Raw genomic sequence first — 17,716 nt, 5'->3', positions numbered from 1 at the left:
CATGGACTCTCGACGCCGGGTTCCGCGTACGGACGCCGTGCTCGCCGATCCACGGCTCGCCGAGGCGACCCTCCGGCTGGGGCGGGGGATCGTGAAGTCGGCCGTCGTGGCGGCGCAGGAGCGGGCGCGGCGCGGCGAGATCGCCGCCGAGAGCGTCGCCGACGCGGCCGTGGCGTCCCTGCCGTCCCACGCCGCGACCCTGCGCCCGGTGATCAACGCGACGGGCGTCCTGCTGCACACCAACCTGGGCCGCGCCCCGCTGTCCGCCGCCGCCCGGGAGGCGGTGCTCGCCGCCGCCGGCTGCACGGACGTCGAGTACGACCTGGAGACGGGACGCCGGGCCCGGCGGGGCGGCGGCACCCTGGCCGCCCTGCTGGAGGCGTGCCCGGCCGCCGAGTCGGCCCACGTCGTCAACAACAACGCGGCCGCTCTGGTGCTGGCCGCGACCGCCCTCGCCGACGACCGGGAGATCGTCATCAGCCGCGGCGAGATGGTCGAGATCGGGGACGGCTTCCGCCTCCCCGACCTGCTCGTCTCCACCGGCGCGCGGCTTCGCGAGGTGGGCACGACCAACCGTACGACCGCCGCCGACTACGCGGCCGTGGTCGGCCCGGAGACCGGGTTCGTGCTCAAGGTGCACCCGTCCAATTTCCGCATCGAGGGGTTCACCGCGCAGGCTCCAGTGCGCGAGCTGGCCGGGCTCGGCGTCCCGGTCGTCGTCGACATCGGCTCCGGGCTGCTCGCCCCGGACCCGGCCCTGCCCGAAGAGCCGGACGCCGCCACCGCCCTGCGGGACGGCGCCGACCTCGTCACCGCCAGCGGCGACAAGCTGCTGGGCGGCCCGCAGGCCGGCGTGCTCCTCGGCCGCGCGGACCTCGTCGAACGCCTGCGGCGCCACCCCCTCGCCCGCGCGCTCCGCGTCGACAAGCTGACCCTCGCCGCGCTGGAGGCCACCGTCCGCGGTCCCCGTACGCCCACCGACGAGGCCCTGCACGCGGACGTCCGCGTCCTGCGCCGGCGGGCCGAGCGGCTCGCCAAGCGGCTCCCCGAGCACGACGCGCTGGCCGTCGAGTCGACCGCCCGGGTCGGCGGCGGGGGAGCGCCCGGGGTCGGACTGCCCAGCGCGGCCGTCAGCCTGCCGGCGTCGTACGCCGTGCCGCTCCGCCGGGCCGGCGTCGTCGGCCGGCTGGAGTCCGGCCGTCTGCTCCTCGACCTGCGTACCGTTCCCGCCGAACTCGACGACGGCGAACTGGCGCGGCGGATCGAGCGGGCGGTCGCGGCGGGGGAGGAGCGCCCATGCACGTGATCGCCACCGCGGGCCACGTCGACCACGGAAAGTCCACGCTCGTACGTGCGCTGACCGGGATGGAGCCGGACCGATGGGCCGAGGAGCGCCGGCGCGGCATGACCATCGGCCTCGGGTACGCCTGGACGACGCTGCCGTCGGGGGACCGGATCGCGCTCGTCGACGTGCCGGGCCACGAGCGGTTCGTCACCACCATGCTGGCCGGTGTCGGGCCGGTACCCGCCGTCATGTTCGTGGTCGCCGCCGACGAGGGCTGGATGCCGCAGTCCGCCGAGCACCTCGCGGCGATCGACGCCCTCGGCGTCCGCCACGGCCTGCTCGTCGTCACCCGTGTCGACCTCGCCGACCCCGCCGCCGCCCGCGACGAGGCGGCGGCGGAGATCGCCCGTACCGGCCTCGGGCGGGTCGAGACGGTCACCGTGAGCGGCGCCACGGGCGAGGGGCTGCCCGCCCTGCGGGACGCCCTCGACCGGCTCGTCGCCCGCCTTCCCGCCGCCGACGCCACCGCGCCCGTACGGGTCTGGGTGGACCGGGCGTTCACGATCAAGGGCAGTGGCACGGTGGTCACCGGCACCCTGCCCGCGGGGACGCTCCGCGTCGGCGACGAACTGCGGCTCGACGGCCGCCCGGTACGCGTCCGTGCCCTGCAGACCCTGAAGGAGACCACCGAGACCGTCTCCGCCGTCGCCCGGGTCGCGATCAACCTCCGCGGCGTCGACCGCGACCAGGTCGCGCGGGGCATGGCGCTGACGAGCGACGAGTGGGCCGTCACCGACCTCGTCGACGTCCGCGTCCACGGGGCCGAGACGTCGGCGTTGCCCCGCGAGCCGGTCCTGCACATCGGCTCCGCCGCCGTCCCCGTACGCCTCCGTCCGCTGGGGGAGGACACGGCACGGCTGACACTGACCCGGCCCCTGCCGCTGCACATCGGCGACCGCGCGCTCCTGCGCGACCCCGGCGCCCGGCGCGTCGCCGGGGTGACCGTCCTCGACGTACGGCCCCCGGCGCTGCGGCGGCGCGGCGCCGCCGCCGACCGCGCCCGCGAACTGGCGTCCGGGGTCCCGGACGCCGGGGCGCTGCTGCGCCGGTACGGCCTGGTCCGAATCCCCGACCTCCAGGCCATGGGCGTCGCCGCCGAGGCCGAGCCGGTCGCCGGGGACTGGCTCGCCGACCCGGAGCACTGGGCGGGGCTGCGCCGCCGGCTGGTCGAAGAGGTGGAGCGCCACGACGCCGCCGACCCGCTCGACCCCGGGCTCCCGGTCGAGGCGGCGCGCGCCCTGCTGGGCCTGCCCGACCGGCGGCTGGTGGACGCACTGGCCCGCCCGCCGCTCCGTCTGGACGGCGGCCGGGTGCGCGGTCCGGCCGAGGCGAGCCTGCCGGCGCCGGTGGCGGGCGCGGTCCGGCGGCTGCGCGGCGATCTCGAGAAGGAGCCGTTCCACGCTCCGGAGGCCGGCCGGCTCGCGGAACTGGGCCTCACCGGCCGCGCCCTCGCCGCCGCCGTACGCGCGGGCGCGCTGCTGAGGATCGCCGACGGCATCGTCCTGCTGCCCGGCGCGGACACCGATGCCGCCCGACTGCTGGCCGGACTGCCGCAGCCGTTCACGGTCAGCGAGGCGCGCCGCGCGCTCGGCACCAGCCGGCGGGTCGCCGTCCCGCTGCTGGAACACCTCGACCGGCGCGGCATCACCGAACGCACCGGGGACCGGCGCCGCGTCCGCTGAGGCTTCCCACCGGGCATTAATTCGGTTGAACCGGGCACCGCCTGTCTGGCGTCATAGACCCGGCTCACCGAAGATCTGGAGAGGAGATGGTGATGCCGTACCGCACGATGAAGGGCGGCCACGTTCCGATCCGGATGTGGACCGACCCCGCGGACGTCGAGACGGTCGCGCTCGACCAGTTGCGCAACGTGTCCAACCTGCCGTGGGTGCACGGCCTCGCGGTCATGCCCGACGTGCACTATGGAAAGGGGGCGACGGTCGGCTCGGTGATCGCGATGCGCGACGCCGTCGCGCCGGCCGCGGTCGGGGTGGACATCGGCTGCGGGATGACCGCGGTCAAGTCCAGCCTCACGGTCGAGGACCTCCCCGAGGACCTGAGCCGTCTGCGCGCGAAGATCGAGAAGGCCGTCCCGGTGGGGCGCGGGGCGCACAAGACGCCCATCGACCCGTCCGCGATCCCCGGTCTCAAGGAACGCGGCTGGTACGAGTTCTGGAGCCGGTACGACGAGCTGGCGCCGGTCGCGCGGTCCCGCCGGGGCAAGGCGTCCTCGCAGCTCGGCACCCTCGGCTCGGGCAACCACTTCCTGGAGGTGTGCGCCGACGACGAGGGCTCGGTCTGGATCGTGCTGCACTCCGGCTCCCGCAACATCGGCAAGGAGCTGGCGGAGTACCACATCGAGGCCGCGATGCGCCTGCCGCACAACCAGGACCTGCCCGACCGCGACCTGGCGGTCTTCGTCAACGGCACGCGCCGGATGGAGGAGTACCGCCGGGACCTGTTCTGGGCGCAGGACTACGCGCGGCGCAACCGCGCCGTGATGATGGCCCTCACGCAGAACGTCGTCACGCGGTTCTTCGCCGGCAAGCGGGTCCGCTGGGAGGACGTCATCTCCTGCCACCACAACTACGTGGCAGAGGAGGTCTACGACGATGTCGAGCTGCTCGTCACCCGCAAGGGCGCGATCCGCGCGGGCGACGGCGACCTCGGCATCATCCCCGGCTCGATGGCGACCGGCACGTACATCGTGCGCGGCCTCGGCAACGAGAAGGCGTTCAACTCCGCGTCACACGGCGCGGGCCGGCGGATGAGCCGCAACCAGGCGAAGCGCTCGTTCACCGTGGACGACCTGATCGAGCAGACCAAGGGTGTGGAGTGCCGGAAGGACTCCGGGGTGATCGACGAGATCCCGGGGGCCTACAAGGACATCGAGTCGGTGATCGAGGCGCAGTCCGACCTGGTGGAGGTCGTCGCCCACCTGCGCCAGCTGATCTGCGTGAAGGGCTGAGAGATCCCCGCCGGGTCGCGGCCCGGCGGGGACCTCGAAGGGCTCACCGGGAGCCGTTGAGTCGTCCCCACCGGGAAGGTGGGGACGACTCCGGCGTATCCGTGACGTGGTGGGTGGTCGCGTGAGGCAAGGATTGGGCGATGGAGACACCTCAGGTCGCGCCAGAGATCATCGATTACTACACCTCGGCCTACGACGAGGTGGTTCGCCTGTCGTCCGTGGCGCACGGGAGGCTGGAGTTCCTCCGCACTCAGGAGCTGCTTCGACGCCATCTGCCCGCAGCACCGGCCGCCGTGCTCGACGTGGGCGGCGGTCCTGGAGTCCACGCACGGTGGCTCGTCTCCCACGGCTATAGGGTCCACCTGGTCGATCCGGTCGAACGACACCTGCAGCAAGCCCTTGCCTCGACCGCGTGTACCGCCGAGCTCGGCGACGCCCGCGCCCTTACGGCCACGGACAGGTCGTACGACACTGTTCTCTTGCTCGGCCCCCTTTATCACCTCACCGAGCGGACCGACCGCATCCAGGCACTGCGCGAAGCACGGAGGGTGCTCCGGCCTTCCGGGTTGATGGCGGCTGCAGCGATCAGCAGGCATGCCGGGCTGCTCGACCTGGCGGCGACCGCTCGTCTGGAACCGGACTCCGCTGACAGCCTGCTTCCCGTGCTCGCATCTGGACGCCATGACGGCCGGCTCGGATTCACGACCGCGTACTTCCATACCGCCGACGAGCTCAGGACGGAGGTGATCGACGCCGGGTTCACCGACGTCCGGCTCTACGGAATCGAAGGACCGGCGTGGCCTACGCTCAAGGGCATCGAGACGCATACCGGCGAGTCGCTGACCGACTCTCCGTTGCTCGAATCCGCCCTCACCGCCGCCCGTATCGCCGAGTCCGACCCTGCTCTCATTGCCTCCAGCTCCCACATCCTGGCCGTCGGCCGCACACCCGCCGACTCCGGTTCGTGAACCGAAGCACCCGAGCGGGAGCATCGGACGCCGAAGTCCAGGTCTACGAGGTGGAAAGCGCAACCACAACCGATCTGGTGATCATCGCGCGAGCCCTTACTCAGGTCCGGGTAGGCGCGCGGTTCTGCGCGGCTGATGGCCGCAAAGATGCGGTCGGACTCACGCTGGCGGAGATTCGACGCTATCCCACGGTGCCTGTCGATGAGCTGGACCCTGGTACGGCGGCACGCCTGGTGCTGACAGGAGTCGGCTCGGCTCTTGTCCGAGACCGGACCATACTCCGAGGCGTCAACCCTGCGATGTAGCCGGCCGGCGGATGAGCGGCATGCAGGCAAAGCGCACGGTGTCCGCCGGGTCGCGGCCCGGCGGACGCCGTGAACGGCTCACCGGGAGCTGTTGGGCCGTCCCCGCCGGGGAGGCGGGGACGGCTACGGCGGGGTCAGTCCAGCCAGGGCTTCAGGGCGCCGACCTTGATCTTCTTGGAGCTCGGGGTGTTCGAGGTCCAGCGGATCGTCTTGAAGGTTCCGGCCTTGGGCGACACCGTGACCCGGACGTACGCCGGGTGGAAGGGGTGCTTGCCGCCCGTCGTGAAGGTCAGGTGGAACACCGCCTCTCGCCCGGCGCCGACCAGAGCCTGGCCCTTGGCGCCCTCGTAGACGCCGATGACCTTGTGCTTCTTGTTCAGCAGCCGCACGACCGGCCGGCCGCTGAGCAGGCAGGTCTTCTTGCTCTTCGTGCTGATCGACAGCGGCTGGTCGACCTTCTTGCCCACGACGTAGCCGTGCGCGAACTGGAGGACCAGCTTGTTCTTGGCGACCGAGCAGGCCGGCGCCTTCGCCGTCGTCGTCGCGGCCTGCGCCGGTGACGCGAGACCGGCTACCGCGATGGCGCCGGCGACGCCGGTCATCGCGAGCGTGGTGCTGAGCTTCACCTGGGTGACTCTCACTCTCCATCGGAGACGGCTCCCGCTGTGCGCGGGAGGGACGGGTGCCCCGTCCAGAGACCATGATCATTTAGAGAGGCGGTACGAGGGGCGATTTCGGGATAAGTGATGAGGAAGGTTGCGCGGGAGGTCCCGGCGGGGGCCGCGCGTTGTCGGCGCGACGGCATAGGCTGGAGCGTCCGTATCGAAAGAGGGGGTTCGTCCTTGCTGATGGACGGGTTCGGCCGGGTGGCCACGGACCTTCGCGTGTCCCTCACCGACCGGTGCAACCTGCGTTGCACGTACTGCATGCCCCCCGAAGGCCTCGAGTGGCTGCCCAAGCCGGAGCTGCTCACCGACGACGAGGTCGTCCGGCTCGTACGGGTGGGCGTCGAGCGCCTCGGAATCACCGAGGTCCGCTACACCGGAGGCGAGCCGCTGCTGCGCCGCGGTCTGGTCGACATCGTCGCCCGCACCACCGCGCTGCGCCCGCGCCCGCAGGTCTCGCTGACCACGAACGGCATCGGGCTGGTCCGCCTGGCCGAGCCGCTGCGCGAGGCCGGTCTCGACCGGGTGAACGTCTCCCTCGACACACTCGACCGGGACACCTTCGCGCGCCTCTCGCACCGGGACCGGCTGCCGGACGTCCTCGCCGGGCTCGCCGCCGCGCAGCGGGCCGGGTTGCGACCGGTGAAGGTGAACACCGTGCTGATGCGCGGCGTCAACGACCACGAGGCCGCGGACCTCCTGCGCTTCTGCCTCGAGCACGGGTACGAGCTGCGGTTCATCGAGCAGATGCCGCTCGACGCCCAGCACGGCTGGCGCCGGGAGGACATGGTGACCGCGGACGAGATCCTCGACCGGCTCGCCGCGGAGTTCACACTCGTGCCGGACGACACGGCCGTACGCGGCAGCGCGCCCGCCGAGACGTTCGTCGTCGACGGCGGTCCGGCGCGGGTCGGCGTCATCGGCTCGGTCACCCGGCCGTTCTGCGGAGCGTGCGACCGCGTCCGGCTGACCGCGGACGGCCAGATCCGCAACTGCCTGTTCGCCCGGGAGGAGTCCGACCTGCGCGCCGCCCTGCGTTCCGGCGCCTCGGACGACGACCTCGCCGAGCGCTGGACGGCCGCGGTGGCGGCCAAGCGCGCCGGTCACGGCATCGACGACGTCGGCTTCCTGCAGCCCGCGCGCCCGATGTCCGCGATCGGCGGGTAGAAAGGGACGCGTGACCGAGCAGCCGCAGGAACACCGGGTCGAGATAACCGTGCCGCCCGAGCACGAGGTGGGGGCGTACGCCGGGTTCGCGTCGGTGTGGCGCACTCAGGACTCGTTCGTCATTGACTTCTCCACGGCGGTGCGCCCGCCGGAGGTGATGCGGGACGACGAGAGCGGCGCCTCGTACGTCCACGTCCCCGCGCAGGTGGTGTCCCGGGTGCGGATCCCGCCGAGCCAGGTCTGGGAGCTGATGAAGTCCCTCGAGCAGAACCTCAGCGCGTACGAGCGGGAGAGCGGCAAGAGCGCGCATGACGAGGGATGACGCGTACGACGCCGTGATCCTCGCGGGCGGGGCCGCGTCACGGTTGCGCGGCGCCGACAAGCCCGGCCTGCTCGTCGGTGGGCGGACGCTGGTGGAGCGCGTCGGCGCGGCCGTGGCGGGCGCGCGGCGGATCGTGCTGGTAGGCCCGAGCCGTCCCGAACTGCCCGACGCGATCAGCGTCCGCGAGGACCCGCCGGGAGGCGGGCCGGTGCCCGCCCTGCGCGCCGGGCTGGCGCGGGTCGAGGAGCCCTGGGTGGCGGTACTCGCCGCCGACCTGCCGTTCCTCACCGCGGACGACGTGGCGGCTCTGCACCGTCGTGCCCGTGGCCGGGACGGGGCGGTGTACGTCGACGACGAAGGCCGGTCCCAGTGGCTGACCGGTATGTGGCGGACCGCGGCCCTGCGCACCGCTCTGGCGGGATATCCCGGTGCGTCGCTGCGGGGGCTGATGACGCCGCTCGATCCGGTCCGCGTACGGGCCGCTGAACGCCGCCGGCCCGCATGGTACGACTGTGACACGGAGGACGACGTCGCGCAGGCGTCCCGGCTGATCGAGGAGAACAATGCTTGACGAGTGGCTCGACACGGCATGCGCCGAGCTCGGCATCGACCGCGCGGAGGTGGACCGTGATCTGGTCCTCGACCTGGCCCGCGACGTCGCGCACGGCGTGGCCCGGCCCGCCGCTCCTCTCACGGCCTACCTGCTCGGCCTGGCCGTGGGCCGCGGCGAGCCCGCGCGGGACGCGGCCGCACGCGTCACCGCGCTCGCGAACGAGTGGCCCGCACGCCGTGAGGCGCGGCCGTCGTAGCCTCATGACCGCCGGGGCCGGCGGGGGACGACCCGGCCCGCGGCCATGGCCGCCACGACCGTGAGGGCGGCGGCCAGGGGCAGCACCGGGGCGATCGGGCGTAGCCAGGCCAGCAGCGCCGCCTCCAGCGACGCACCGCTCAACGCGGCCGCGAGCACGGCGGCGCGCCGTCGCATGACGTGCGGTGTTCCGGTGGTGGCCGTCTCGGTCATGAGCGCGGTCAGCGTTCCGGTGAGGTAGGTGGTCGCGGCTCCGCTCACGGCCAGGGCGTTGACCGCCGTGCTCTGAACGCCCATCGCCACGGCGGCCACGGCGATCAACGCGACCTGCGGGCCGGTGCCGGGACGGCCCGCCGCGGCGAGCCAGCCGGCGAGCACGGCGGTCTGCGCCGTGGGCACGGCGGCCAGCGCCGTGATCACCCGGCCGGGCCATGGCCCGGAGCCCGCGGGCGACGTGCCCCGCAGCCACCGGGCGGCGCCGAGCACTCCGGCCGCGTACGCCGCGAGAGAGATCGCGGAGCGTACGACGCCGCCCGCGTCGGTGTGGACGACGGCGACGCCGAGCAGCACGAGGTTGCCGGTCATGACGCTGGTGAAGACCGCGCCGAGCGCCACGAAACTGAACGCGTCGGCCGCCCCCGAGCCCAGCGCGAGCAGGACGACGGCCGCCGTGGCGGCCCCCGCCCGTGGCGCGACCGCCGGGCGTACCTCCCACCCGGAGCGGAACGGCCGGGCGAGACCCCGGGCCCGCGCCGGCCACGCGAATCGTCTCCGCGGGCTCACGCAGGTCGTGTTCCCGCCCGCCGTCGCTCCCATCCCGGCGCGTGGCCGTGCAGGTGAGTGGCCGTGCGGCGGCGCAGGGGGCCGCGGCTAAGGCAGGTCGTCGACCGGGATCGTGTCGCGGAGGAAGCCGCGGCGCGCCAGGAACGTGCTCAGGTGCTCCTTGTGGTCGTCGCAGGCCAGCCAGACCTTGCGCCGTTCGGCATCGTGGATCTTCGGGTTGTTCCAGCGCAGTGCCCACCGGGCGTCGGCCCGGCAGCCCTTGGCGGAGCACTGGAGGGGTTCGGCAGGGGTCACCTCCCCAGTCTGGCGGATCCGCGAACCGGCCGCGTCCCCGCCGGACCGGTGCGGACCGCCGCGCAGCTCACGCCATTCACCCTGACTGTGGGTATTCGTAGCGACTTGTTTGGGTTGTGGGCGTCCGGGTACGCGGGGCGCAACGGTTGAGCAGACAGCCGATCCCGCGCGGGCGGGGCTGTCGCTCGCCCCGGGGTCGGCGGATGAGGAGGCATCGTGCCGTCCGATCGTGGGTCCCGGGACGTCATCGACGTGCTCACCGGAGATCACCGTCGTGTGAAGGAGATGTTCGTTCGCGTCATCGCGCTCCCTCCCGGAGACAGACGACGCCGCTACGTCGTGGCGAGCGTGATCACCGAGCTCATGCGCCACGCCGAGGCGGAGGAGAAGTACCTGTACCCGGCGGTCCGGGCTCACGTGCCGGACGGAGACCGGCTCGCCGCGGAGAAGATCGCGGACCACGCCCTGACCCGGCAGACGATCAACGAGCTGGACGGGCTCGACCCCTCGGACGCGCGGTTCGACGAGGTGTTCCGCCGCCTCATCGGGGCCACCCGGGAACACCTCGCGGACGAGGAGACGAACCTCTTCCCGCGGTTGGCCGGCGCCTGCGACACCGACACGCTTCACGACCTCGGTACCAAGGTCGAGCGGGCCCGGCGGGCGACGCCCGTGTGGCCGTCCGTCGAGCCGGCCGACGTCCCGCCGCTCGGCGGCTGGTACGGGCCGGGGCCGGTCGACCATCGGGGCCGGGGACTGGACGGCCGGCCGGCCACCGGCTCCGGACCACGCACGTGGTGAACGGCCTTCGAGCCGCCCAAGCGGTGAGCGGGCTCCGGCACTCGGACACGATGCACTCGGACTCGATGAACGAGCCCTGGCGCGGTGAAGGGGCTTCACGTCCCTTACGCGGTGAACAGGAGCAGCCCGAACAGCGCCACTCCCGCGGTGAGCCACGCGGCGTACTCCCCGACATGCCCGGAGTGCGCCGCCCGCAGGCGATCGACCACGGGCCGCAGGAGGCCTGGCACCGGGTGGCGCAGGCCCAGCACGGCGACCACCGCCGCCAGGACCACCCCGGCCGCCCCGCCGGCGAGGCCGGCCGCCGTCCACGGATGGAGCGGCGCTGACGCCGCGTGCCAGGCGCCGCCGGACAGCACCGCCGCCACGTACCCGTCGTGGTCGACGAAGAGCCCCGCCGCGTGCGAGACGCCGTGGAGGAGCCCGGTGATGAGGCCCAGCAGCACGGCGCCGCCCGCGAGGATGACGCCCGGCGCGAGCATGGTCCAGGGCAGGCGCGACATCCTCGGCCCGGTCTCGCTGTCCTCGTGCTCGGCCGTCCCGCCGCCGGACGGGCCCACCCCCCGGAAGACACGGAGCCAGACCCGCAGCACCGCCCCCGCCGTGAGCGCGGACGCCACCACGCCGACCGGCGCGGCCCACCACCAGCCGGCGCGCTGGGCGGCCTCGTCCATGACGGCCTTCCCGGCCCACAGCCCCGAGGGCGGCATCCCCGCCAGGCCCAGCCCGCCGACCAGGAAGACGGCGCTGGACGCCCGCATCCGGAGGCCGCGGCCGTGCAACTCGCGTTCGTCGAGGGTCTCGAACCGGTTGAGCAGCGTCCCCGCCGCGATGAACAGCGCGGACTTCACGCCCGCGTGCCCGAGCAGGTAGTACGCGGCGCCGGCGAGGGAGTCATGGTCGAGCGCCGCGACGCCGAGCAGGATGACGCCGACGTGGCTGACGGACGAGTAGGCCAGCAGGCGCTTGACATGCCGCTGCAGGACGCACATGACCCCGCCCAGCACGGCCGTGACCGCGCCGAGGAAGGCCAGGGCGGGACGGGCTCCGGGGACGGTCCCCGCGAAGGTCGCCCAGTACGTCCGCGCGACCCCGTAGACGCCCAGTTCCACCATGACGCCCGAGAAGAGCACGCACACCGGTGTGGGGGCGACCGCGTGCGCGTCCGCCAGCCAGAAGTGGAAGGGCGCCGTCGCCGCCTTGACCAGAAAACCGGTGCAGACCAGCGCGAACGCGACGGTCACCAGGCGATGGTCCTGACCGGGAAGCCGCGCACCCATGGCCGCGAAGCCCAGCTGCCCGGTCCGGGCGTACAGCAGGCCGATCCCCATCAGCGTGACGTACGCGCCCAGCGAGTTGATCACGCCGAAGTTCAGCGCGCCGTGCACCGTCCGCGGCTCCTCGGCCTTGTAACCGGTCAGGACGTAGGCGATCACGCTCATCAGCTCGAAGAACACGAAGGCGTCGAACAGGTCGCCGGTGAGCACGAACGCGCACATCGCGGCGGTGAACAGGAGCATGAGCGCGTGGTAGATCGCCTGCACCTCGACCAGGTACCGCCAGGAGAACACCAGGGCCGCGAGCGTCAGGACGGCGACGAGGAGAGCGAGACCCGCCGACATCGGGTCGGCGACGAGGGGGATCCCGACGCTCACGCCGCCGTGCGGCGGCCATCCCCCGAGCCACGTCACGACCGGGTGCCGGAGCGCGGTCGCCAGCACGATGCCGAGCAGCACCGTCACGGCGAGGACCGTTCCGGTCGCGACCGCGTCGACGACCGGGCGCGGCAGCAGACGGCCTCCCGCGGCGAGCAGGATCGCGATCAGGACGGGCGCCGCGATCGCGGCCTGGACCATCATTCCAGCGGCCGGAGCTCGTCCGGATCGATGGTGCCGCGCCGCTTCGCGACCTGGACGGCCAGCGCGAGCAACAGGGCCGTCGCCGTCGCGTTCACCACGATGTCGGTCAGCGTCATCGCCTGCACGACGGGGTCGGCGACCTTCCCGGTGGGCTTGATGTCGGAGAACACCGGCGCGGTCCCGCCCTTGCGGTAGCCGATGGTCAGCAGCAGGACGTACGTCGCCGACTGCGTCACCGACAGGCACACGACGACATGCACGAGGTTCCGGCTCGTGACCATGCCGAAGATCCCGGCGAGCAGGATCCACCCGGCGGCGAGGTACGGCAGGTGACTCACGACCCTTCCTTTCCCGCCTCGTCCGTGCGTACGAGGAGGGCCTGCTCGAAGAACTTGGCGAGCACCAGGACGAACGCGCAGCCGACCTCCAGCCCGACCACCGAGTTCATCGGTATCAGCAGCCCGGCGCCGGCCAGGCCGAGCACCACGAAGGCTCCCGCGCCGAGCGCCTCCGCCGTCTCGAAGACCGGTACGGGACGCAGCCGCGCCAGCGCCGGGTAGTCACCGGTGAGGTAGAGGAGGTGCAGAGCGGTACCGAGCACGACACCGCCCTGGAAGCCGCCGCCGGGGGAGAGGTGGCCGTGCGCGACGATGTACACGCCGACCAGGAGCGTCACCGGCAGCAGGAGATATCCGGTGAGACGGAGCGCGTCGAACACGTCGGCGGGCCCGTATCCGTGCTCGCCGGCCTCCTCCTCACGCTCTCGCCGGACCATGCGCAGCAGGACGACGGCGCCGAGCGCGGACGCGAACAGGATCAGCTCCTCGCCGACGGTGTCGAAGGCACGCTGGTCGAAGTTGACCGACGAGACGACGTTCTTCGTCTTCTCGGCGATCGCCGCGGTCACGGCGCGCTCGCCGTACGGGTGGAACCGCCCGCCGAAGTCCGGCAGGCGGAACGCCGCCAGGACGAACAGGACCATGAGACCGGCCGCGCCGACCGCGAAGACGGCGAACCGCGTCCGGCGGCTCACCGGCGTTCTCCGTGCTGCTTGCGGATCGCGTGGATCGCCAGGATCACCACCAGGGGGACCACGACCGTGCCCACGGCGATCTGGGACAGCGCGACGTCGGGGGCCTGCAGGACCAGGAACAGGATGCCGAGCGTCACCCCGTACGCGGACAGCACGATGGCCTGACGGGCCGGGTCGCGGGTCAGCACGACCGCCGTCGCCATGACGACGACCAGCGCCAGGGCCACGACGAGGACGGCCTCACTCATCGGGGCCCCGCCGCGCGCGTGCGGTGGCGACGACGGTCGCCGGTCCGGTGCCGACGAGCAGCACGCCGATGAACACGAGCTTGAACACGTCGTGCCAGGACGACCACGGGCGCAGGGCGAGTCCCGCGACGACCAGGGGGGCGGCCAGCACCGCGGCCGGCCCGATGAAGTGCAGCCGGGCGAACAGGTCACGGGTCAGCGCGAGCCGGAGCGCGCTGAGCGCGGCGACCGCGACTCCGGCCCAGATCAGTACGGCGCTCACAGGGTCCGTCCGATGAAGCGGGCGTAGACGAGGGAGCCCGCGAACGACAGCAGGCCGAGCACCAGCGCCACGTCGAGGTAGGCGGGCCGGTGGTACCCGGCGGACAGGAGCAGGAGGACCATCGTCGCCGTCGGCCCCGCGAGGATGAGTCCGGTCAGCCGGTCCGCCGGATCCCCCCACAGGGTCGTGAGCAGAGCGGGCCCGACGGCGGCGACGAGCAGCACCAACGCGGCGGTCAGCATGAGGTCAGCTCCCGTTCGACGGGGGAGGAGCGGTCCTCCGTACGGTGGACCTGAACGGCGTTCCGGTCCGGGCGGACGCGGGTGACGTACGTGCCCGGCGACAGCGACAGGAGGAGGGTGAGCACACCGTCGTGGTCGGAGGGCATCGGGACCTCGGCGAACCGGCCGTGCCGCGCCGGCCGCAGCAGCACCACGGAGTCGCGGACGATCTGCGGGGGGAGCAGCAGCAGGACACGAAGCCGGGGGCGGGCGATCGCCAGGTCGGTCAGGAGCGCTCGCCGCGTGGCGACGGCCGCCGTGGCGCAGAACGCGGCCGCGACGGCCCCGACGACGAGCTCGGTCACCGAGACCGTCGAGATGATCCCCAGGTAGACCACGTACAGGGCCGCCCACCACACCACCGGCTCGACGACGGATCGCGTCAGGCCGGCCGTTCGACGGTCGTGCCCGGGCCGTCCGCGCGCGTTCCCTGGCCGTCTTCGTCCGAACACGAATGGCCATATACCCGTTCGCCCGACCCGAAACCCGGACGCCGCTCGGCGCCGCGCCGCCGCGTCGGGTCGATGAACACGTGCGGGGTCACGGACAGCCGTGCCCCGACCCGCCGGTCGATGTCCTCGGCCATCTCCTCGACCCGTTCGGCGGTCATGTCGTCGGCGAAGCTCGCCCGCGCCGCGATGAGGAGGTGGTCGGGGCCGAGGCGCATCGTCAGCAGTTCGGCCACGTCGTCGACGCCCTCGGTGGCGTTGAGCTCTTCGGCGATCAACCGCTGCTCGTCGGGGTCGGCCGCGTGGCCGATGAGCATGTCCCTGCTGTCGCGGCCGAGGCGGTACGCGACGACGATGAGCAGCACGCCGACCGCGACGGACGCGGCACCGTCCCACACCGAGGAGCCGGTCAGCTGGGTGAGGACCAGGCCGCCCGCGGCGAGGACGAGACCGATGACGGCGGCGGTGTCCTCGAACAGCGCCGCCTTGACCGTCATGTCCGGGCTGCGGCGAACGTGGTCCAGGACCTCCCGGCCCTGGTCCGCGGCCTCCTGACGCATCTGGTGAACGGCACGGGCGAACGAGATGCCCTCGGCCACGAACGAGACGGCCAGCACGATGTACGCGACCAGCGGATCCTCGTGGCCGTGGGGCCGCAGCATCGCGAGGATGCCCTCGAACACGGAGAATCCGGCACCGGCCACGAAGATCCCGAACGCTGCCAGCAGCGACCAGAAGTACCGCTCCTGCCCGTAGCCGAACGGGTGGTCGCGGTCCGGCGGCCGGTTGCTCTGCCGCAGCGACGTCAGCAGGAAAAGCTGGTTGAGGGTGTCGGCGAGGGAGTGGGCCGCCTCGGCGAGCATCGCGCTCGACCCGGAGATCAGGCCGGCGACCAGCTTGGTCGCCGCGACCACGAGGTTGGCGGCGCCGGCGACGAGGACCGTACGACGGGTTGACCGATTCATGGGGATTCCGTTACCCGCGCACGACCCTTCGATACGCGCCCGCCCGGTCCAGGTCGGCCCTGCGCGGACGGTGGTTGGGCGTGATCGTTCCACCTCATGTGACACACCCGGACGGCCGGAGACCGGAAATGGCCGGACGGCGATCGGATAGATACCAAGGGTGGATCCGCTGACATAAGGCAGCATCTAATGTGATTGAGCTCACGTCCCCTGTCCCCGAAACTCAGGACCTGCTGATGATCGAGGCTAAGAACCTCACCAAACGCTACGGCGACAAGCTCGCCGTGCAGGATCTCTCCTTCACCGTCGAGCCCGGGAAGGTGACCGGATTCCTCGGGCCGAACGGCGCCGGGAAGTCGACGACGATGCGACTGCTCCTCGGGCTCGACCGGCCCGACGGCGGTGACGCGACCATCGGCGGCCGGCACTACCGGGACCTGCCGCGGCCGCTCTCGGTGGTCGGGGCGCTGCTCGAGGCGCGGGCCGTCCACACGGGGCGCAGCGCCTACAACCACCTGCTGTGCCTGGCCCAGACCCAGGGCATCGGCGCCGACCGGGTTCAGGAGGTCATCGACCTGGTCGGCCTGCGGGAGGTCGCCCGCAAGCGTGCCGGAGGCTTCTCCCTGGGCATGGGCCAGCGGCTCGGCATCGCGGCGGCCCTGCTCGGCGACCCGTCCGTGCTGATCCTCGACGAGCCGGTCAACGGTCTCGACCCCGAGGGCATCCTGTGGATCCGCAACCTGATGAAGTACCTCGCGGGTGAGGGGCGGACCGTCTTCGTGTCGAGCCATCTGATGAACGAGATGGCGGTCACCGCGGAGCACCTCATCGTCATCGGACGGGGTCGTCTCATCGCGGACTGCTCGACGGAGGAGTTCATCGAGCGCAGCGCCGAGCAGCAGGTGGTCGTCCGCAGCCCGGACGTCGAGCGACTCGCCACCGTCCTCGGCGAAGAGGGCGGCAAGACCACCCTGGACGGCGACGGAGTGCTGCTCGTCTCCAACCTGGAGGCTCCGCGCATCGGCGAGCTCGCCGCCGCCGGCGGCTTCGTCCTGCACGAGCTGACCCCCCGGCGCGGCTCGCTGGAGGAGGCCTTCATGGAGCTGACCCGCGACAGCGTCGAGTACGGCACGGCATCGACCCCGCACGCCGAAGGAGACCCGCGATGACCACCGTCACGAGCACGACGGCGGGGCCGGCCGCTCCCGCCGACCACCGGCCGGGCTTCCACCACCTGCTGCTCAGCGAGTGGACCAAGATCAGATCAGTGCGCTCGACGGTGTGGTCGCTGATCCTGCTGGTCGTGATCGACCTGGGCTTCACCGCCCTCTTCGTGGGCATCATGGTCGGGCAGTGGGACAAGACGTCGCCCGCGGACCACGCGAACGCCGTCGCCGACCCGACGAACGCGATCCTCGGCAGCGGCTTCTTCCTCAGTCAGCTGACCGTGTGCGTCCTCGGCGTCATGGTGATGGCGTCGGAGTACTCCACCGGGATGATCCGGGCCAGCCTCCTGGCGGTGCCCCGGAGGGTGCCCATGCTCGTCGCCAAGGCGACCGTGTTCGGGCTGCTGATCCTCGTCCTCGGAACGGTGGTGTCGTTCGCCTCCTTCTTCATCGGCGCGCCGATGCTCCATTCCAAGGTCGCCGTGTCCCTCGGCGACCCGGGAGTCCTGCGCGCCGTCATCGGCGGCGGTCTGTACCTCGCCGTGCTGGGCCTGTTCGCGATGGCGCTCGGCGGGATCATCCGCCACACGGCGGCGGGCATCACGGCCGTGATCGGGTTCGTCCTCGTCCTGGAGCCGCTGGTCCAGCTGCTCCCGGGCAGCTTCGGCAAGCACGTGCACGCGTACCTGCCGTCCGAGGCGGGTCATCTCATCGCCCAGGCGCACCAGGCCAAGGACGACCTCCTGACGCCGTGGCAGGGCTTCGGGGTCTTCTGCGTCTGGACCGCGGTGCTGCTGGTGATCGCGGCGATCGTGCTGAAGCGGCGCGACGCCTGACGGGCGGCCGCCGGGCCGCGACCGCGCGGCCCGGCGCCGTGACCATGAGGTCCGGTGGGGTGTCGGTACGGCCCGGCGGTGCGTCCGGGCACGGAATCACGACAACCGAATAAGGCTGGAAAAGTGGCGACGCCGGGAGGATACGGGGGCAATCCTCCCGGCGTCGCAATCATCGGTGTTCCGACGGGGGC

At 72.5% G+C, this 17,716-nt stretch carries 22 protein-coding genes; 11 read left to right on the top strand and 11 right to left on the bottom strand.

Annotation, left to right across the window (positions count from 1 at the left end; all coding sequences use genetic code 11):
* Window position 1 precedes the first annotated feature (1 nt).
* The 4 genes from selA to NE234_RS27755 all read left to right on the top strand — a co-directional run bounded on the left by selA (window position 2) and on the right by NE234_RS27755 (window position 5,281).
* Window positions 2-1,306 (top strand): L-seryl-tRNA(Sec) selenium transferase, encoded by a 1,305-nt coding sequence (selA, locus tag NE234_RS27770; RefSeq protein WP_252783601.1) that lies wholly within the window; start codon window positions 2-4, stop codon window positions 1,304-1,306.
* A complete protein-coding gene (gene selB / locus NE234_RS27765) occupies window positions 1,297-3,027 on the top strand; it encodes a selenocysteine-specific translation elongation factor (protein ID WP_252783600.1) in 1,731 nt (576 codons plus the stop codon). The genes selA and selB overlap by 10 nt, the downstream gene beginning before the upstream one ends.
* Before the next feature lie 92 nt (window positions 3,028-3,119).
* Window positions 3,120-4,313, top strand: coding sequence for an RtcB family protein (locus tag NE234_RS27760; RefSeq protein ID WP_252783599.1), 1,194 nt, complete (start codon window positions 3,120-3,122; stop codon window positions 4,311-4,313).
* 140 nt (window positions 4,314-4,453) lie between these two features.
* Window positions 4,454-5,281 (top strand): class I SAM-dependent methyltransferase, encoded by an 828-nt coding sequence (locus tag NE234_RS27755; protein ID WP_252783598.1) that lies wholly within the window; start codon window positions 4,454-4,456, stop codon window positions 5,279-5,281.
* A 439-nt stretch (window positions 5,282-5,720) separates the two neighbouring features.
* Here NE234_RS27755 and NE234_RS27750 read toward each other — a convergent pair whose 3' ends face one another.
* Window positions 5,721-6,212, bottom strand: coding sequence for a DUF4232 domain-containing protein (locus NE234_RS27750; RefSeq protein ID WP_252783597.1), 492 nt, complete (start codon window positions 6,210-6,212; stop codon window positions 5,721-5,723).
* A 216-nt stretch (window positions 6,213-6,428) separates the two neighbouring features.
* Here NE234_RS27750 and moaA point away from each other — a divergent pair, with 216 nt between their 5' ends.
* The 4 genes from moaA to NE234_RS27730 are packed head-to-tail and all read left to right on the top strand — an operon-like array spanning window position 6,429 to window position 8,549.
* Window positions 6,429-7,418 carry a GTP 3',8-cyclase MoaA gene (moaA, locus tag NE234_RS27745; protein WP_252783596.1) on the top strand — a complete coding sequence of 330 codons (990 nt, stop codon included), beginning with the start codon at window positions 6,429-6,431 and terminating at the stop codon, window positions 7,416-7,418.
* A 10-nt stretch (window positions 7,419-7,428) separates the two neighbouring features.
* Window positions 7,429-7,740 (top strand): DUF3467 domain-containing protein, encoded by a 312-nt coding sequence (locus tag NE234_RS27740; protein ID WP_252783595.1) that lies wholly within the window; start codon window positions 7,429-7,431, stop codon window positions 7,738-7,740.
* On the top strand, window positions 7,727-8,311 hold the full coding sequence (mobA, locus tag NE234_RS27735; RefSeq protein ID WP_252783594.1) for a molybdenum cofactor guanylyltransferase: 585 nt from the start codon (window positions 7,727-7,729) through the stop codon (window positions 8,309-8,311). Before NE234_RS27740 ends, mobA begins: the two co-directional genes overlap by 14 nt.
* Window positions 8,304-8,549: a DUF6457 domain-containing protein gene (locus NE234_RS27730; RefSeq protein WP_252783593.1), complete on the top strand. Its 246-nt coding sequence runs from the start codon at window positions 8,304-8,306 to the stop codon at window positions 8,547-8,549. The genes mobA and NE234_RS27730 overlap by 8 nt, the downstream gene beginning before the upstream one ends.
* Before the next feature lie 2 nt (window positions 8,550-8,551).
* Here NE234_RS27730 and NE234_RS27725 read toward each other — a convergent pair whose 3' ends face one another.
* Window positions 8,552-9,331 carry a YoaK family protein gene (locus tag NE234_RS27725; protein WP_252783592.1) on the bottom strand — a complete coding sequence of 260 codons (780 nt, stop codon included), beginning with the start codon at window positions 9,329-9,331 and terminating at the stop codon, window positions 8,552-8,554.
* A gap of 87 nt (window positions 9,332-9,418) precedes the next feature.
* Window positions 9,419-9,625 (bottom strand): hypothetical protein, encoded by a 207-nt coding sequence (locus tag NE234_RS27720; RefSeq protein ID WP_252783591.1) that lies wholly within the window; start codon window positions 9,623-9,625, stop codon window positions 9,419-9,421.
* Window positions 9,626-9,841: 216 nt separating this feature from the next.
* Between NE234_RS27720 and NE234_RS27715 the strand changes: the two genes are divergently transcribed.
* Window positions 9,842-10,426 carry a hemerythrin domain-containing protein gene (locus NE234_RS27715; protein WP_252783590.1) on the top strand — a complete coding sequence of 195 codons (585 nt, stop codon included), beginning with the start codon at window positions 9,842-9,844 and terminating at the stop codon, window positions 10,424-10,426.
* A 104-nt stretch (window positions 10,427-10,530) separates the two neighbouring features.
* On the opposite strand, the gene NE234_RS27710 is transcribed toward NE234_RS27715, so the two are convergent.
* From NE234_RS27710 to NE234_RS27675, 8 genes are read right to left on the bottom strand one after another with little or no spacing between them, the layout of a single operon-like run.
* Window positions 10,531-12,282 carry a complex I subunit 5 family protein gene (locus tag NE234_RS27710; RefSeq protein WP_252783589.1) on the bottom strand — a complete coding sequence of 584 codons (1,752 nt, stop codon included), beginning with the start codon at window positions 12,280-12,282 and terminating at the stop codon, window positions 10,531-10,533.
* The gene (locus NE234_RS27705; protein ID WP_252783588.1) at window positions 12,282-12,623 is read right to left on the bottom strand and encodes a sodium:proton antiporter; all 342 of its coding nucleotides are present in this window, start codon (window positions 12,621-12,623) and stop codon (window positions 12,282-12,284) included. The genes NE234_RS27710 and NE234_RS27705 overlap by 1 nt, the downstream gene beginning before the upstream one ends.
* Window positions 12,620-13,318 carry an MnhB domain-containing protein gene (locus NE234_RS27700; protein ID WP_252783587.1) on the bottom strand — a complete coding sequence of 233 codons (699 nt, stop codon included), beginning with the start codon at window positions 13,316-13,318 and terminating at the stop codon, window positions 12,620-12,622. Before NE234_RS27700 ends, NE234_RS27705 begins: the two co-directional genes overlap by 4 nt.
* The gene (locus NE234_RS27695) at window positions 13,315-13,566 is read right to left on the bottom strand and encodes a DUF4040 domain-containing protein (protein ID WP_252783586.1); all 252 of its coding nucleotides are present in this window, start codon (window positions 13,564-13,566) and stop codon (window positions 13,315-13,317) included. The genes NE234_RS27700 and NE234_RS27695 overlap by 4 nt, the downstream gene beginning before the upstream one ends.
* The gene (locus NE234_RS27690) at window positions 13,559-13,828 is read right to left on the bottom strand and encodes a monovalent cation/H(+) antiporter subunit G (protein WP_252783585.1); all 270 of its coding nucleotides are present in this window, start codon (window positions 13,826-13,828) and stop codon (window positions 13,559-13,561) included. The genes NE234_RS27695 and NE234_RS27690 overlap by 8 nt, the downstream gene beginning before the upstream one ends.
* On the bottom strand, window positions 13,825-14,070 hold the full coding sequence (locus tag NE234_RS27685; RefSeq protein WP_252783584.1) for a monovalent cation/H+ antiporter complex subunit F: 246 nt from the start codon (window positions 14,068-14,070) through the stop codon (window positions 13,825-13,827). The genes NE234_RS27690 and NE234_RS27685 overlap by 4 nt, the downstream gene beginning before the upstream one ends.
* Window positions 14,064-14,471: a Na+/H+ antiporter subunit E gene (locus NE234_RS27680; protein WP_252783583.1), complete on the bottom strand. Its 408-nt coding sequence runs from the start codon at window positions 14,469-14,471 to the stop codon at window positions 14,064-14,066. The genes NE234_RS27685 and NE234_RS27680 overlap by 7 nt, the downstream gene beginning before the upstream one ends.
* Window positions 14,472-14,491: 20 nt before the next feature.
* On the bottom strand, window positions 14,492-15,523 hold the full coding sequence (locus NE234_RS27675; RefSeq protein WP_252783582.1) for a cation diffusion facilitator family transporter: 1,032 nt from the start codon (window positions 15,521-15,523) through the stop codon (window positions 14,492-14,494).
* Between the two features lie 236 nt (window positions 15,524-15,759).
* Here NE234_RS27675 and NE234_RS27670 point away from each other — a divergent pair, with 236 nt between their 5' ends.
* Both NE234_RS27670 and NE234_RS27665 read left to right on the top strand, forming a co-directional pair.
* Entirely contained in the window at window positions 15,760-16,692 is a 933-nt protein-coding gene (locus tag NE234_RS27670; protein ID WP_252783581.1) for an ABC transporter ATP-binding protein, read from the top strand.
* The gene (locus tag NE234_RS27665) at window positions 16,689-17,525 is read left to right on the top strand and encodes an ABC transporter permease (RefSeq protein ID WP_252783580.1); all 837 of its coding nucleotides are present in this window, start codon (window positions 16,689-16,691) and stop codon (window positions 17,523-17,525) included. Before NE234_RS27670 ends, NE234_RS27665 begins: the two co-directional genes overlap by 4 nt.
* Window positions 17,526-17,716 lie beyond the last annotated feature (191 nt).

The sequence above is a fragment of the Actinoallomurus rhizosphaericola genome (genome assembly GCF_024055675.1).
Taxonomy (GTDB): Bacteria; Actinomycetota; Actinomycetes; order Streptosporangiales; family Streptosporangiaceae; genus Actinoallomurus; species Actinoallomurus soli.
This window is presented reverse-complemented; position numbering and strand designations above follow the sequence as displayed.